General features: G+C 46.2%; 15 protein-coding genes. 7 read left to right on the top strand and 8 right to left on the bottom strand.

Going from position 1 to position 14988, the window contains the following annotated elements:
• The 4 genes from QUA44_RS03665 to QUA44_RS03650 form a co-directional block, all read right to left on the bottom strand.
• Positions 1–1478: cadherin-like domain-containing protein (locus QUA44_RS03665; RefSeq protein WP_333309497.1), on the bottom strand; the 1478-nt coding region annotated here is incomplete at its 3' end.
• A gap of 78 nt (positions 1479–1556) precedes the next feature.
• Complete coding sequence (locus QUA44_RS03660) at positions 1557–1757, bottom strand: hypothetical protein (protein WP_333248374.1); 201 nt, start codon at positions 1755–1757, stop codon at positions 1557–1559.
• 189 nt (positions 1758–1946) lie between these two features.
• Entirely contained in the window at positions 1947–2639 is a 693-nt protein-coding gene (locus QUA44_RS03655; RefSeq protein ID WP_333248376.1) for a response regulator transcription factor, read from the bottom strand.
• Positions 2629–3735: a HAMP domain-containing sensor histidine kinase gene (locus QUA44_RS03650; RefSeq protein WP_333248378.1), complete on the bottom strand. Its 1107-nt coding sequence runs from the start codon at positions 3733–3735 to the stop codon at positions 2629–2631. The genes QUA44_RS03655 and QUA44_RS03650 overlap by 11 nt, the downstream gene beginning before the upstream one ends.
• A gap of 927 nt (positions 3736–4662) precedes the next feature.
• Between QUA44_RS03650 and kdpA the strand changes: the two genes are divergently transcribed.
• From kdpA to kdpC, 5 genes are all read left to right on the top strand, one after another.
• A complete protein-coding gene (gene kdpA, locus QUA44_RS03645; RefSeq protein ID WP_333248380.1) occupies positions 4663–6486 on the top strand; it encodes a potassium-transporting ATPase subunit KdpA in 1824 nt (607 codons plus the stop codon).
• Positions 6487–6561: 75 nt separating this feature from the next.
• Positions 6562–8658, top strand: coding sequence for a potassium-transporting ATPase subunit KdpB (gene kdpB, locus QUA44_RS03640; protein WP_333248382.1), 2097 nt, complete (start codon positions 6562–6564; stop codon positions 8656–8658).
• Between the two features lie 99 nt (positions 8659–8757).
• The gene (locus QUA44_RS03635) at positions 8758–9366 is read left to right on the top strand and encodes a Uma2 family endonuclease (RefSeq protein ID WP_333248384.1); all 609 of its coding nucleotides are present in this window, start codon (positions 8758–8760) and stop codon (positions 9364–9366) included.
• A gap of 79 nt (positions 9367–9445) precedes the next feature.
• Positions 9446–9715 carry a K(+)-transporting ATPase subunit F gene (gene kdpF, locus QUA44_RS03630; protein WP_333248386.1) on the top strand — a complete coding sequence of 90 codons (270 nt, stop codon included), beginning with the start codon at positions 9446–9448 and terminating at the stop codon, positions 9713–9715.
• 107 nt (positions 9716–9822) lie between these two features.
• Positions 9823–10452, top strand: a complete 630-nt coding sequence (kdpC, locus tag QUA44_RS03625) for a K(+)-transporting ATPase subunit C (protein ID WP_333248388.1) — start codon at positions 9823–9825, stop codon at positions 10450–10452.
• Positions 10453–10649: 197 nt separating this feature from the next.
• Here the strand turns inward: kdpC and QUA44_RS03620 are convergent, their stop codons facing one another.
• Positions 10650–10778, bottom strand: coding sequence for a hypothetical protein (locus QUA44_RS03620; RefSeq protein ID WP_333248390.1), 129 nt, complete (start codon positions 10776–10778; stop codon positions 10650–10652).
• Between QUA44_RS03620 and QUA44_RS03615 the strand changes: the two genes are divergently transcribed.
• Both QUA44_RS03615 and QUA44_RS03610 read left to right on the top strand, forming a co-directional pair.
• Positions 10770–11909: a universal stress protein gene (locus QUA44_RS03615; protein WP_333248392.1), complete on the top strand. Its 1140-nt coding sequence runs from the start codon at positions 10770–10772 to the stop codon at positions 11907–11909. The genes QUA44_RS03620 and QUA44_RS03615 overlap by 9 nt on opposite strands.
• A gap of 143 nt (positions 11910–12052) precedes the next feature.
• Complete coding sequence (locus QUA44_RS03610; protein ID WP_333248393.1) at positions 12053–13336, top strand: sodium:proton antiporter; 1284 nt, start codon at positions 12053–12055, stop codon at positions 13334–13336.
• Positions 13337–13415: 79 nt separating this feature from the next.
• Here the strand turns inward: QUA44_RS03610 and QUA44_RS03605 are convergent, their stop codons facing one another.
• Genes QUA44_RS03605 through QUA44_RS03595 form a run of 3 tightly spaced genes read right to left on the bottom strand, consistent with a single transcriptional unit; the run spans position 13416 to position 14862 of the window.
• Complete coding sequence (locus tag QUA44_RS03605) at positions 13416–14051, bottom strand: class I SAM-dependent methyltransferase (protein WP_333248395.1); 636 nt, start codon at positions 14049–14051, stop codon at positions 13416–13418.
• Positions 14052–14057: 6 nt separating this feature from the next.
• Positions 14058–14519 carry a cupin domain-containing protein gene (locus QUA44_RS03600; RefSeq protein WP_333248396.1) on the bottom strand — a complete coding sequence of 154 codons (462 nt, stop codon included), beginning with the start codon at positions 14517–14519 and terminating at the stop codon, positions 14058–14060.
• Complete coding sequence (locus QUA44_RS03595; RefSeq protein ID WP_333248398.1) at positions 14503–14862, bottom strand: hypothetical protein; 360 nt, start codon at positions 14860–14862, stop codon at positions 14503–14505. The genes QUA44_RS03600 and QUA44_RS03595 overlap by 17 nt, the downstream gene beginning before the upstream one ends.
• Positions 14863–14988: the final 126 nt, after the last annotated feature.

The raw sequence follows: 14988 nt of genomic DNA, 5'->3' as shown, positions 1-14988 counted from the left end.
ATTACGACATTGAGTGTCTTGTCGTGGGGAGTGTTGTAACGGTCACTATTTGCCTGCGGCGGCTGATTTGTGACATTGATACCTATCACAGCAGACGCTGATGTGAAAGTTCCATCGCTGACACTGTAGCTGAATTCCTCCAACCCAACAAAACCGGGATTGGGAGTATAGCTAAAGGAACCGTCAGGGTTAAAATTGATCTTGCCGTTGTTTGGCAAGGATACCAGTTTGGCCGTCAATGTGTCGCCGTCGGGGTCGATGTCATTGGCCAGGACTCCGGGAATTACGACATTGAGTGTCTTGTCGTGGGGAGTGTTGTAACGGTCACTATTTGCCTGCGGCGGCTGATTTGTGACATTAATACCTATCACAGCAGGCGCTGATGTGAAAGTTCCGTCGCTGACACTGTAGCTGAATTCCTCCAAGCCAACAAAACCGGGATTCGGAGTATAGCTAAAGGAACCGTCAGGGTTAAAATTCAGCTTGCCGTTTTTGGGGACTGACTCAAATTTTGCAGTTAATGGGTCACCGTCGGGGTCGATGTCATTGGCCAGGACTCCGGGAATTACGACATTGAGTGTCTTGTCGTGGGGAGTGTTGTAACTGTCACGATTTGCCTGCGGCGGCTGGTTGATTAAGAACTTGGTGACGTTGAGGTTCACCGAAACGGAGGGAGAGGGCAATACCCCATCGCTGACGCTGTAGGTGAAGTTGTCAAAACCAGCAAAACCGGGATTCGGAGTATAGCTGAAGGAACCATCGCTGTTGAAAACTACCTTGCCATTGTTTGGCGTGGATACCAGTTTGGCAGTCAAGGCGTCGCCGTCGAGGTCGTCGTCATTGGCTAGGACTCCGCGGGCTGGCAGGTTGAATACCTTGTCTTGGGGAATGCTGTAATTGTCTGGTTGTCCCGCAGGTGGAAAGTTAATGACATTCAGGTTCACCGGAACGGGGGGAGACGGCGATGCCCCATCGCTGACGCTGTAGGTGAAGTTGTCAAAACCAGCAAAACCGGGATTCGGAGTATAGCTGAAGGAACCATCAGGGTTGAAATTGACCTTGCCATTGTTGGGGACTGATACCAGTTTGGCAGTCAGGGGGTCGCCGTCGAGGTCGTCGTCATTGGCTAGGACTCCGCGGGCTGGCAGGTTGAATACCTTGTCGTGGGGAATGCTGTAATTGTCTGGTTGTCCCGCAGGTGGAAAGTTAATGACATTCAGGTTCACTGGAACGGGGGGAGACGGCGATGCCCCGTTGCTGATGCTGTAGGTAAAGTTGTCTGGGCCTGCAAAACCGGGATTGGGAGTATAGCTGAAGGAACCGTCGCTGTTGAAATTTAGCTTGCCATTGTTTGGCGTGGATAGCAGTTTGGCAGTCAAGGCGTCGCCGTCGAAGTCGTCGTCGTTGGCTAGGACTCCGGGGGCTGGCAGATTGAATACCTTGTCGTGGGGAATACTGTAACTGTCTGGTTGTGCCACTGGTTGCTGGTTGGTGACGTTAATGACGAAAGCTGGGTAGCCGAAGTATCGATACGACCATTGTCTCTGAGGTTTAAACTAATAGTAGCACGGCCGATCGCAGCCCCCGCCGACGTAAAAATCAGTTGTCCTAAAGAGTACGATCGCGAGTGGTACGCTGAATAAACCAGTATTGTCAAGTTTAGGTCGATCGCGCCTAGTTGCAAACTTGCGGGGCGGCCGTAGGAGAGAATGCACGAAGTTCTGCATCGTCTTAGCTTTGAGGTTAAACTTGTGCAATGTCAAACTTCATTAATGTTGTCAGCATCGATCGACAATAGTAGTACCGTATAGTCAGGAGACCAATAAAATCAACAATCGAGACTGATATTAATTTTCCGTGAAACTGCAATAGATTTAGCTTGTAGAGGCGCATTTAGCAATTAATTCATTTCAAAAACCGACTATTCCAGTACACAAATTGCCTTTTTAAGGTTCGATCGCCAAAAGTTCTTCAGCAACCAATCCCTTCTGAATTGCCAGAACAGCAGCTTGAGTGCGATCGCGCACTTCTAACTTTTGCAAAATCGCGTGAACGTGAACCCGCACAGTCCCCGGCGCAATGTACAATATTTGTGCAATTTCCTGATTGCTTTTCCCACCAGCAACTAAAGCCAAAATTTCCTGTTCTCGCTTCGTCAGCGGATTGTCTAAAACTTCCGATTTTCCCCCGACTTTCACAGGTTCAGGATGAGTAAAAACTGCCCTAATTTCCGCAGTTGCGCCCTTATCCCACCAAGAAGCGCCCGACGCTACCGATCGAATTGCCAAAACCAAAGTTTCCGCCGCAATTCCCTTGAGACAATATCCGTGAGCTCCCGCAGCCATCAATCTTTCAATTAACGATTTTTGGGAATGGGATGTTAAAATTAAAATGGGAATTTCTGGATGTCGCTGTTTAATTTGGCGGCACGCTTCAATACCACCAATTCCCGGCAAACCTACATCCAAAACCACCACATCCGGCAAGTATTCTTGAGTCAATTCAACCGCAGTTTCGCCATCTTCCGCCTCGGCAATTATTTGCAAGCAACTTTCCTGCTGCAATCGAGTTTGCAGTCCCAACCGAAACAGTTCGTCGTCTTCAACTAGCAGAATTCGTAAGGGAGAATTAGGTTTCATTGGCGGAGATTGCTGGTAGTCGGAATCCAAACAAAGCACCGTGGGGTAATTTGTTTTCTGCCCAAATTATACCGCCGTGCGCGTCAATAATTTGGCGAGATAAGTATAATCCCAATCCCGATCCTTTAGCTTGTCGATCGCTATTTCCTTGATAAAAACGCTCGAATAGGTGCGAGAGTTCCCCTGCGGTAATTCCCAACCCGCTATCGCTCACTTTCACTACCTGATAATTTGAATGAGATGCCATCACAATTTCTACTTTGCCGCCTCGGGGAGAATGGTTGAGCGCGTTTGTTAGCAAATTAACAAAAACGCGCTGGAGTTGGACTGCATCGCCGTTTACCCACAAAGAGCGACGGAAATCTGACTCTCCGTAACTCGTACTAATATAAACTCGACGCGCCGCCGATAAATCTGCGAGTGTGGCAATTACCTCTGTTGCTAAAGCTACTAAATTTACAGGAGCAAGTTGCAGTTTCAAACCTTCAGTATCGTTACGATAAATATCTAACAGGGTTTCTACTAATTGTAGCGACATTTTGTGCGATCGCGCCATTGTTTCGAGAACCTTTTGCTGACTGGGAGTAACATCGCCAAATTTTGCCGATTTAAAAGCTTTAATTGTTTCTATCGCCCCCAGCATCGGCGTTTTCAAGTCGTGAGTCAAAGTAGAGACAAAATCCTCTCGGATGCTGGCTAGCTGCTGCTGCGACTGCAACTGAGCTTTAGCAAGAGCGATCGCTTCTTGGTACTGCTGGTTGCGATCGCTCAAATATCCCGTCACTCCCAAAGCCATAACTGCGATCGCTCTATTTGCAAAAGTTGCTAGGGCGATCGTTTCTCCAGGAGGGATAAACACATTCAACAGAGTCAAAGCTGCCGCTATCAGCGTAATTTGTAATTTCCCCAACCGACTCAAGCGCGAATTGGCCAGTATAATCGGCCCCGTGTATAAGTATCCAAACAGATACTCAGAGGGAGTGCTAAATTCCAGCGCGATCACAATAGCAAACAAAATGGCGATCGACCATCTTCCGCGCAAATACTTCTCTTGAAGTAGTACATTTTTGGGGATTTTTAATAAGCTTTTAAACATTCCTAATCAATCCATTTTAAAATGACCAGTCCCGAAAGAATTGACCCTCAAAAACCTGGCTTTTTACGAAAAAACTCAATTTTAGCCTCTAATTGCGCTAAAAACCCGATTTTTTGAGTCGGAGTGCGTAATATCAATTCCGGTTGCACTCATACATGATCTTAACAGTCAACAGTTAACAGTCAACAGTCAACAGCCAACAGCCAACAGTCAACAGTCAACAGTGAATTCACTATTTCGATTAAGAGAGGATTTGAGATAAGTCCTGATATCAAATCCGGTAGCATCGGAATGATTCAGATATATATTCTCTCCCTCTGTGTACTCTGTGTACTAATAAGGTTAAATCATTCCGATGCAAGCGGAAACAATATGAAATATTCAGTACATTGTCCCGCAAAAAACAGCGTTTACACAGTATCTATACCTGCAAGTATAGACTTCAAACATCATCTAAACATTCGCCTATTAGTAAAAGTATATAGCATACAAGCATAAATTCTAAACAGTAACTTATATCTTAAGACTAATTATCAAACACCCCAAAATTCTGTAGAGTAATCAATAAAAGTAAACCTAACCTTGCGGCCTACGGGAGTCGTTCATGAGCTTTGCAGAACCAAAACTCATTCAAGTACCGATCCAATTCAACAGCAGTTATTGCGGCCTAGCACTAAGTGCCATACAATTGCCCGACAACTGCTATTGCTTGGGATTAACAAGAGAAAACCGATTAATTATAGCCAGCGAAATTCCAACGATTTTCTGCGGAGATCGTATTTTAGCAGTAGCAATTAATCGGGCGATAGGCTGCGAACTAGAAGTAACCTTAAAGAAAACTCACCCCGTTTTGTGGACTTCTTCCCGAAGCCATTTTCCGAGAAGTGAAGCGCATTTATTCAACAACGAGGATTTTTTAACTAAGTTATGCTGCAAGGATTAACTCAAATCGGATTAACCCTAATCATTTTAATAGCGATCACGCCCGTCTTCGGCAACTACATGGCGCGGGTGTACATGGGAGAACCAACCATCCTCGATCCCGCCATTAAACCAGTAGAACAACTCATCTATAAAGCCGGCAACATCCGTGTTGTAGATTCCATGACAGGCTGGCAATATGCGCGATCGCTATTATACAGCAATGTAGCAATGGGCATATTTGTTTTTCTAATCTTCATGCTTCAGGGAGTGCTACCTTTAAATCCCACCAGCCTCAGCGCACCAACCTGGGATACCGCCCTACACACAACAATTTCATTCCTCACAAATACCGACCAACAGCATTACTCCGGCGAGACAACATATAGTTATCTATCGCAGTTAACTTTGGGTTTTTTAATGTTTACCTCAGCCGCCACAGGTTTAGCAGTAGGAATCGCCTTTATTCGGGGACTGACCGGCCGCCCGTTAGGTAACTTTTACATCGATTTAATTCAATCAATTACCAGAATTCTCCTGCCATTATCTTTAATAATCGCGTTGCTATTGCTGATTTCAGGAGTACCCGAAACCCTCGCGGGGCCACAAGTTGCCACCACCTTAGAAGGCAGCACCCAAGTTATTGCCCGCGGCCCAGTAGCTCACTTTGAAAGTATCAAACAACTAGGAGAAAACGGCGGCGGATTTTTCGGGGTTAACTCTGCTCACCCCTTTGAAAACCCCAACCCTTTTAGTAACCTGCTGGAAATCCTAGCAATGGTTTGCATCCCAGCAGCATTCATTCACACCTACGGCAAATTTGCCAACAACAAAAAGCAGGGATGGCTGATTTTTTGGATGGTATTTATAATTTATGTTGTCTTGATTGGCACTGCCGCAATTGGCGAATATCAAGGCAATCCTCAAGTCAATAATTTACTGAGTTCGCTGCAACCAAATTTAGAAGGTAAAGAAGTTAGATTTGGCTGGGCAGAAACTGTACTTTGGGCCGTGACTACAACTGGCACAATGTGCGGCGCCGTGAACGGAATGCACGATTCTTTAATGCCTCCCGCAGGTTTTGCTACTCTGTCTAACTTGTTTCTGCAAATTGTTTGGGGCGGACAAGGAACCGGAACAGCTTACTTGTTTGTTTACCTGATTTTGAGCGTATTTCTCACAGGATTGATGGTGGGTAGAACGCCCGAATTTTTGGGACGTAAAATTGAAAAGCAGGAAATTGTTTTAGCCAGCGTGGTTTTGTTAGTTCACCCGATCGCAGTTTTAATCCCCGGCGCAATTACACTCGCATTTACCGACAGCTTGAGCGGCATCAGCAACCCCGGATTCCACGGCATTTCCCAGGTGATGTACGAATACGCTTCAGCCGCAGCTAACAACGGTTCAGGCTTTGAAGGATTAGGAGATTCTCAACCCGCAGCAACAGGACTGTGGTGGAATTTAAGCACCTGTTTTAGTTTACTTTTAGGGCGCTACGTTCCAATTGTTGCAATGCTGTTGCTAGCTGACAGCATGACAAACAAACAACTGGTTCCCGAAACAACCGGAACACTAAGAACCGATTCCATTTTATTCACCAGCGTAACCGCAGGAGTAATCATAATTCTGGGCGCGCTGACATTTTTCCCTGTCCTAGCTTTGGGGCCAATTGCAGAAGGATTTGAAATGAGCAGCGCTAAGTTGGAACCAGCACCGATAACTGCGCCACCTTTAGCAACACCTTCGCCTTTAGCAACGCCTTCGCCTTTAGTAACACCAACACCAGAAGCGACAACACCCGAAGCAACACCAACTCCTCCACCTCAATAGCGAAAAATTGTCAATCTCACCCTCCTCTTTCTCCGTGTTCTCTGTGTCCTCTGCGGTTCATTAAAAATCCAAATTATGGCTTCTTCCAATACCCCTAATTCTCAGAAAAACTCCCGTTCCAGAGGCCCTCGCGAGTCTCGCAAACATACCCCCAAAGCAAATACAAAAGGGCTTTATCAAAGAGCTTTCAAAGAAGCTTTTGTCAAGCTAAACCCGCGGGTGATGCTGAAAAATCCAGTAATGTTTGTGGTGTGGGTTGGCACAATTGTGACTGCATTATTAACGATCGACCCCACGCTGTTCGGCCCGGTTCCCGGCGAAAATCAGAGAGTTTTCAACGGTTTAGTCACCTTTATTTTGTTCTTCACTTTGGTATTTGCTAATTTTGCCGAAGCGGTAGCAGAAGGGCGCGGCAAAGCGCAAGCAGACGCGCTGCGATCGACCAAAGCCGACACCACAGCCCGCAAACTCTTACCAGACGGTTTAATTCAAGAAGTAAGTTCGACAGCCCTGAGACGCGGCGATCAAATTAAAGTGATCGCAGGCGATGTCATTCCCGCTGACGGCGAAGTGATCGCAGGTGTCGCATCTGTGGACGAATCTGCGATCACCGGCGAATCCGCCCCAGTGCTCAAGGAACCGGGTTCGGACATCGCCAGTTCCGTTACCGGCGGGACGCGCATCCTTTCCGACGAACTGACGCTGCGGGTGATGGCCGACCCCGGTAAGGGGTTTTTGGACAGGATGATCGCGCTGGTGGAGGGCGCTGAACGCTCGAAAACGCCGAACGAGATCGCGCTGACGGTGCTGCTGGCGGTGCTGACTCTGGTGTTTTTGATTGTGGTGTCAACGATTCCGCCGATCGGCAATTACGTGAAAACTCCCGTGGGCGTGGTAACGCTGATTTCGCTGCTGGTGGCGCTGATTCCAACAACCATTGGCGGTTTGTTGAGCGCGATCGGCATTGCGGGGATGGATCGCGTTGCTCAATTTAACGTCATAGCGACCTCTGGGCGCGCCGTAGAGGCTTGCGGTGACGTGAATACACTGATTTTGGACAAAACGGGGACGATCACGCTGGGCAACCGTTTAGCTGAGGAATTCATTCCGGTCAACGGTCACTCGCTGGATCAGGTTGCGAGTGTGGCGCTGGCTGCTAGCGTGTTTGACGAGACTCCAGAGGGAAAGTCGATCGTCCGTTTGGCGGAAAAGTTGGGCGCTACAGCAAAATTCGATCGCGCTAACGCAACCGGGCTGGATTTTTCGGCAAAAACCCGGATGTCGGGTACCGATTTACCCGATGGTACGGAGGTTCGCAAGGGTGCGGTGGATGCGGTGAAGGGTTTTGTGCGATCGCGCGGCGGCAATTTCGGCCCGGATCTCGATGAAGCTTACGAGCGAGTTTCGCGCTTGGGAGGCACGCCGCTAGCTGTTTGTCAAGGTAGCGACACCTACGGAATTATCTATTTGAAAGATGTGATTAAACCGGGAATTCGCGATCGGTTTGACCAACTCCGAAAAATGGGAATTCGCACCATCATGCTCACCGGAGATAACCGAATTACAGCATCAGTAATTGCCGACGAAGCCGGAGTTGACGACTTCATTGCCGAAGCAACTCCAGAAGACAAAATCGAAGTAATTCGCAAGCAACAAGCAGAAGGCAAATTAGTAGCAATGACGGGAGACGGAACCAACGACGCACCCGCCCTAGCCCAAGCAAACGTCGGACTCGCGATGAATTCTGGAACCCAAGCGGCCAAAGAAGCTGCAAACATGGTGGACTTAGATTCTGACCCCACAAAACTCATTGACTTAGTGACAATTGGCAAACAATTGCTGATTACTCGCGGTGCGCTGACTACATTTTCCCTAGCCAACGACATCGCTAAATATTTTGCCATTATTCCCGCAATGTTTGCCCCAGTTGGCGCTTTAAACATCATGGGTTTAGCGAGCGGTCAATCAGCAATTTTATCCGCATTATTTTACAATGCTTTAATTATTCCCGCATTGATTCCCCTAGCATTAACCGGGGTAAAATTTCGACCGCTGACAGCAAATCAACTATTGCAGCGGAACATTTTAATCTACGGATTGGGCGGAGCAGTCGCGCCGTTTATCGCCATCAAAATAATCGATGTGTTGATTACCGCAGTCGGGCTAGCATAGAGGTTCGGTAGCGAGCAGAGTACGAGATTTAATGGATAGAATAGATTTAGAGGTTCTGCCTCGACGCTCATCTGAAAACCACTCATTGCAAAATGACCTATGAATCCTCAACTTTTGGATAAACCAGTCAGTGAAAGCAACCAGTGCCTCACGCTTTATGATGTTAGCTGGGAGAAATTGGAAGCAATAGAAGCAGCATTAGAAGATTTTCCAAATGTGCGGCTAGCCTACCTCTATGGAACCTTAGATATTATGTCTCCTCTTTCAGAAGAACATGAAGATGGTAAAAGCACTATCAGTCTCTTACTGCTTGCTTATTTTCAACACGCAAACATCCGATTTTACAAGCGTGGTAGCAAGACTCTCGGCAGTATCCAACTAGGAGGAAGGAAAGAGCCTGATGAATCATTCAATCTGGAAACTAAGAAAGAGATTCCCGACATTGTAATAGAAGTAGTTGTCACCAGCGGCGGAGTAAATACTCTGGAAATCTACAGGCGAGTCAAGGTTCCCGAAGTGTGGTTTTGGAGAAAAGGCAAGCTAGCCGTGTACCGTTTGCAAGACGAAGAATACAAACAAGTCGATCGCAGTGAATTGCTACCTGATTTGGATTTAACATTGTTCGTTCGTTGTGCAAATATCCCCGATCAATACGATGCTGTAGTTGAGTTTCGCAATGCACTGCGCGATCGACCAGAGCAAGCTTAACAGACTCGTTCCCAGGCTCTGCCTCGTCGATGCTCATTTCAAATTGTCAAGCAATTTAATGTAAAAAAAAGGAAAAATCATGAAACGAAACGCTTTGCTGAATGATGTTTTGCTTAGAGATTTTCAAGACATCGTTGAGTTAGGAGAAATGCTGTGTAAACGCCACCCAATCCCGGTGCAGCTATTTCTAGTAATGTGCTTTAACTTGATAATAGCTCCCGCTGTGTATGCCGCTACGGATGAAGGTTTAACTAAAAAAGCTGCATGGGGTTTAAGCCTTTTGGGTTTAGTAATCATCGGACTCGCAGTTTATTTGTTTACTGTAATTTTCCAACCGGAAAGATTTTAAGCAAACATCCATTACACCCCTTACAAAATCCGTTACATCCGTTACATCCGTTACATCCGTTACATAATCCGTTGCCGAACTTCCTTCTTCCTTAATTGAGGTAATTTATGAGAGAATTAATCAGAGCAATTCGCGTCACTTTAGTTTTGTGGGGAATCACGGCTATTATTTATCCCTTGATAATGCTAGCAATCGGTCAACTCGCTTTCAACTCGCAGGCCAACGGCAGCTTGCTTACTAAGCAGGGAGTTGTAGTCGGTTCATCCTTAATCGGTCAATCTTTCAGTTCGGATAAATATTTTTGGAGCCGCCCCAGCACCACAACTTACAGCAGCTTTGCAGCTACTGATTTCGACCAAACAAAGGCAGATAATTTAACTCAAAGAACTGGCGTTTCGGGAGCTAGCAACCTTGCTCCCAGTAACTCTGATTTGCTGAAGCGAGGTAATGAGAAAGATGGTTTTCAAGGCGTGGAAGTAGAATTAGCCCGCCTCAACCAAGCTGGCATCAAACCTGCGGCGGATTTAGTTTACACCTCGGGTTCTGGCCTCGATCCGCACATTAGCGTAGAATCAGCTAGGGCGCAAATTGAGCGGATAGCAAAAGTGCGATCGATCAATCTCAATCAAGTAGAAATTTTGGTATCCAAAAATACAGACGGCAGATTTCTCGGAATTTTCGGCGAACCTGGAGTTAACGTCCTCAAACTAAATTTAGCTCTCGACAGTTTACAATAATTTAGAGTCAGTAGTCAGTAGTCAGTAGTCAGTAGTCAGTAGTCAGTAGTCAGTAGTCAGTAGTCATTAGGGAATTGTTAGCTGTTAACTGTTGACTGTTGACTGTTGACTGTTGACTGTTGAATGTTGAATGTTGAATGTTGACTGTTGACTGTTAACAACTGTTTTCCTGCCAACTAACAACTAACAACTAACAACTAACAACTAACAACTACCAACTGCCAACTGCCAACTGCCAAATACCAACTGCCAAATACCAACTGCCAACTGCCAACTGCCAACTGCCAACTGCCAACTGCCAACTTATCTATTAAGCTATGATTCACTCTAGCGAACTCACCAACAATTCAGACGCGATTTATGCCCAAACCTACCGCACTTGCGATCGCACCCGCCGGGGAAAACACAAAATATTTATCGGCATGGCCCCCGGTGTGGGCAAAACTTTCCGAATGCTGGAAGAAGGGCATCGACTCAAATTAGAAGGCATTGATGTGGTTGTCGGACTGTTAGAAACCCACGGGCGAAAAGAAACCGCCGAAAAAGGAGAAGGATTAGAAATAGTGCCGCAAAAACAAATGCTGCGCGGCGAAAAAATGCTCGCCGAAATGGATGTGGAAGCCGTCATATTGCGCCGCCCCCAATTAGCATTAATTGACGAACTCGCCCATACAAATATTCCCGGTTCTCAGCGAGAAAAACGATATCAAGATGTCGAAGAAGTTCTGAATGCTGGAATTGATGTTTTCTCTACCCTCAACATTCAGCACATCGAAAGCCTCAACGATTTAGTAGCGCGAATTACCGGAGTTGTAGTCCGAGAAAGAATTCCCGATCGCATTCTAGAAGAAGCTGACGAAGTAGTGGTTATCGATGTCACACCGGAAACTTTAGAGACACGGTTGCGAGAAGGCAAAATTTATGCACCCGAAAAAATTGAACAATCTTTAAAAAACTTTTTCCAGCGCCGTCATTTAATTGCTTTGCGAGAACTCGCCCTGCGAGAAGTTGCAGACAACGTTGAAGAGGACGCAGCAACTTTAAAAGGTCAATATTGCAACATTCACGAACGAGTTTTAGTATGCGTCTCGACTTATCCCAATTCCTTGCAACTGCTGCGGCGGGGCGGGAGGATTGCTAACTACATGAATGCTCCCTTTTATGCTTTGTTTGTTAACGATCCAGACAAATTTTTAACAAAAGCAGAAAGCTTGCACGTTGAAACTTGTGAGAAACTCTGTCAGGAATTTAACGGACAATTTTTGCGAGTCAACGGTAATAAAATAGCCAAAGCAATTTCCGATGTAGCTAAAGAGTATCGCATTACTCAAATTGTGATCGGTGAAAGCCAGCAATCGCGGTGGAAATTGCTGCTGCGGGGTTCTTTGACTCAACAGTTAGTGCGATCGCTCAAACACGTAGATTTGCACATCATTGCTACCGAAAAAAGTCATTAGTCAGTTGGCAGTTGTTAGTTGGCAGTTGTTAGTTGGCAGTTGTTAGTCATTTGTTACAAATAACAGATAACAGATAACAAATAAATATAACTTTCGGAGGATAACAGACTCTAGCGGTTGGTAGATGCGTCAAAAGCTTTTAAATGCCAAAATCGCACTTGTTAAACCTAATTAAAAGTGCGATCGCTATGGTGGATATTTACATTCTCGATTTGCTAGCTATTGGCATCCTCCTGCTGACCGTCACTTTGGGTTCCGGATGGATTTCGCGATTCCCTGTATCTTATGCCTTAATTTATCTAGTTGTCGGTATCGGATTGGGGCCCTACGGCTCCAAGCTGATTGAATTGCGCCCCGACGCTCAATTTTTGGAAAGACTTGCAGAATTTGTAGTTATTGTTTCTCTATTCAGTTGCGGCTTAAAAATGAATCGCCCGCTGCAACTTTGGGCTTGGAATTCCACAGCGCGGCTGATAGGTTTTTTAATGCCAATTTCTATTTTTGCGGTTGCGGCTGTCGGTCATTGGTTTGTGAAATTAGATTGGGGGGCGGCAATTTTATTGGGAGCAATTCTCGCTCCCACCGATCCTGTTTTAGCCTCAGAAGTTCAGTTAGCAAATATAGACGATCGCGATGAATTGCGCTTTGGCTTAACATCCGAAGGCGGTTTGAACGATGCTTTAGCTTTTCCCTTTGTTTACTTCGGCATTTATGCGATGAAAGATGACAATTTGTCGAACTGGTTTTCGCAATGGGCAGCAGTTGACTTAATTTGGGCGATCGCCGCAGGTCTCGTGATGGGCATTTTAGTAGCGAAAGCCGTCACCTGGATCGATCGCCAACTCCAACACTATCGACAGGCAGATCAATTAATGGAAGATTTCATTGCTCTCAGCACAATTCTGATCGCATATTCCCTCACAGAAGTAGTCAACGGCTACGGATTTCTCGCAGTTTTTGTAGCAGGAATTGTGGTGCAGCGGAGTTACCGCAACCCAGAAAAACCGCTTTCCCAACTGCACTTTACCGAGCGCATTGAAAAGTTAATGGAAGTAGGAACTATTTTACTCTTAGGTTCGCTCCTGCGCCTAAAACCTATGCTCGCTTATGGAGGCTACTCGCTCTTAGTAGCTGGATTGTTAATCTTTTTTATCCGGCCTGTGGGAGCTTGGATCAGTACGATCGGCAGTCCTTTACATCCAGCCAGCCGCTTGCTGTGCGGTTGGTTTGGCATTCGCGGGGTCGGTTCTATCTATTATCTTACCTATGCTTTAGGTCACGGTTTGAAAGGAGAAACAGGCGAGAAAATTGCCTGGATTACCTTTTCAACCATCGTACTTTCTGTGATTCTGCACGGCATTAGTTCCACCCCGTTAATGAACTGGTACGAGCGGCGAATTAAACCTCAAGTACCGGATTTAATTTAATTTATTCACGCACCCTATACAGATTGTATGTGATATGGGTAGGGACACGGCAGTGCCGTGTCCCTACCCATACTTACCGCTAAACAGGTTTCACCCCAACTAATAAAGCCAGTTCCCGCCACTTCCAATAACAATCTACCTCACCAAAACCAATTTCTCTAAACCAGCGCAATTGTGTTTCCAAATCAAGCAATTTATTAGACGGATCGTCCGGCGAATCGCTAATACCCAGCGCCTCTCGAAACTTCTCGTGTAAAGCCTTTGTTGGGGACGCTACGTGTTCCAAATTGCCAAAAATGCCTCCGGGTTCCAAAAGCTCGAAAATCTCGGTGTAGAGGGCAAATTTGCGATCGTCCTTTACGTGATGAATCGCAAAACTAGAAACGATCGCATCAAACTTGCCCAAATCCGGCAGCGGTTCGTCAAAATTGTGCTCGATTACCGTGACATTCTGGTCATCAGCAAAGCGAATTCTGGCTTTTTCCAGCATTGTCGGCGAAAAGTCGATCGCCACACATTGAACATTTGGTCGATCGCACTTCAGCAAACCCAACAACCGTCCATCACCCGTACCCACATCCAGAATCCGGCGCACAGTTTGCGGCACCTCCTCCAACAAAACCGCCTCACCCTCAGTGCGGTGAGGAATTCCATCAGCCTTAGCAAGATACCACAAAGCGTGTTCCGCCGAAGTCCAAAGATTGACTTGACTCATGATTTTTTACTCCTGATAAATCTCGCCGTTTTTGTGCGTAAAAATCCAACCATTGTCGCTAGCTTTAGCAATTAAATTATCATCGGGATAATTTGCTGAATCTCCCGGAGTGCGATCGCCAACTTCCAGATAAACAACAACAGCATTCGTGCGGTTAACCAAACGATGCCCATCAGCATCACCCGCCCGAAAACCCGCCGCCATACCCGGTTGCAGCACTTCCTCACCCGCATTAGAAATCAGAGTAATCTCCCCTTCCAGAACATACACTAACTCATCTTGACGAGAGTGCCAATGTCTCAGAGCAGAACAACTTCCCGGCGCAAGTCTCACCAAATTTACCCCAAAATTCTGCAATCCGGCAGCATCGCCCAAGCGTTTTTTCACCCTTCCCGCCACCGCAGATTGAAATTGCAGGGGATATTTAGAGCCTGTAATATCCGGCACATTTTCAGGATTCACAATCATAAAATACTCCTTTCAGTATTTGTGACATCTCTTTCTTTTCTTGCTTCGCGTACTTCGCGTCTTCGCGGTTAATTATTCCAAAAATTTCAAAGTAGTAGAATTTTCCCGAATTAGTCCGCACAAAACAATTACCCCGATCCGTTAAAATCCGCAGCCAAGGCTTACCCGGAAAATCAGCAATCATAATTTGCTCGGCATGATTTCCCGTCACCGCTTGCAGGCCTTCTCCCCTGCGAAAAGTAATCACCACAGGCCACTGAAAAACCTTATTTTTGTTTCTTTCAAACAAATCAGCAGGCGCATCAACGCCATCTACAGAAACCGATCGAAATCCCTGAGCCATAAAGCTAAATTAGCCCCCAATCCTCAAACCAAAACCACAGCCAGAGAGACAATTCTAATTTCTGCTTTCATCGATCGCAAAAAGTCCTTAAATCCAGGCTCATCACAATTTTATACCCGCTTGCAG

The organism is Microcoleus sp. N9_A2, assembly GCF_036701775.1.
Taxonomy (GTDB): Bacteria; Cyanobacteriota; Cyanobacteriia; order Cyanobacteriales; family Microcoleaceae; genus Microcoleus.
This window is presented reverse-complemented; position numbering and strand designations above follow the sequence as displayed.

Excerpts from the sequence above, each read along its gene's own strand:
- QUA44_RS03655 (WP_333248376.1), bottom strand. The coding sequence starts at position 2,639 with ATGAAACCTAATTCTCCCTTACGAATTCTGCTAGTTGAAGACGACGAA.
- QUA44_RS03650 (WP_333248378.1), bottom strand. The coding sequence starts at position 3,735 with ATGTTTAAAAGCTTATTAAAAATCCCCAAAAATGTACTACTTCAAGAG.
- kdpA (WP_333248380.1), top strand. The coding sequence starts at position 4,663 with ATGCTGCAAGGATTAACTCAAATCGGATTAACCCTAATCATTTTAATA.
- kdpB (WP_333248382.1), top strand. The coding sequence starts at position 6,562 with ATGGCTTCTTCCAATACCCCTAATTCTCAGAAAAACTCCCGTTCCAGA.
- QUA44_RS03635 (WP_333248384.1), top strand. The coding sequence starts at position 8,758 with ATGAATCCTCAACTTTTGGATAAACCAGTCAGTGAAAGCAACCAGTGC.
- kdpF (WP_333248386.1), top strand. The coding sequence starts at position 9,446 with ATGAAACGAAACGCTTTGCTGAATGATGTTTTGCTTAGAGATTTTCAA.
- kdpC (WP_333248388.1), top strand. The coding sequence starts at position 9,823 with ATGAGAGAATTAATCAGAGCAATTCGCGTCACTTTAGTTTTGTGGGGA.
- QUA44_RS03615 (WP_333248392.1), top strand. The coding sequence starts at position 10,770 with ATGATTCACTCTAGCGAACTCACCAACAATTCAGACGCGATTTATGCC.
- QUA44_RS03610 (WP_333248393.1), top strand. The coding sequence starts at position 12,053 with ATGCCAAAATCGCACTTGTTAAACCTAATTAAAAGTGCGATCGCTATG.
- QUA44_RS03605 (WP_333248395.1), bottom strand. The coding sequence starts at position 14,051 with ATGAGTCAAGTCAATCTTTGGACTTCGGCGGAACACGCTTTGTGGTAT.
- QUA44_RS03600 (WP_333248396.1), bottom strand. The coding sequence starts at position 14,519 with ATGATTGTGAATCCTGAAAATGTGCCGGATATTACAGGCTCTAAATAT.
- QUA44_RS03595 (WP_333248398.1), bottom strand. The coding sequence starts at position 14,862 with ATGGCTCAGGGATTTCGATCGGTTTCTGTAGATGGCGTTGATGCGCCT.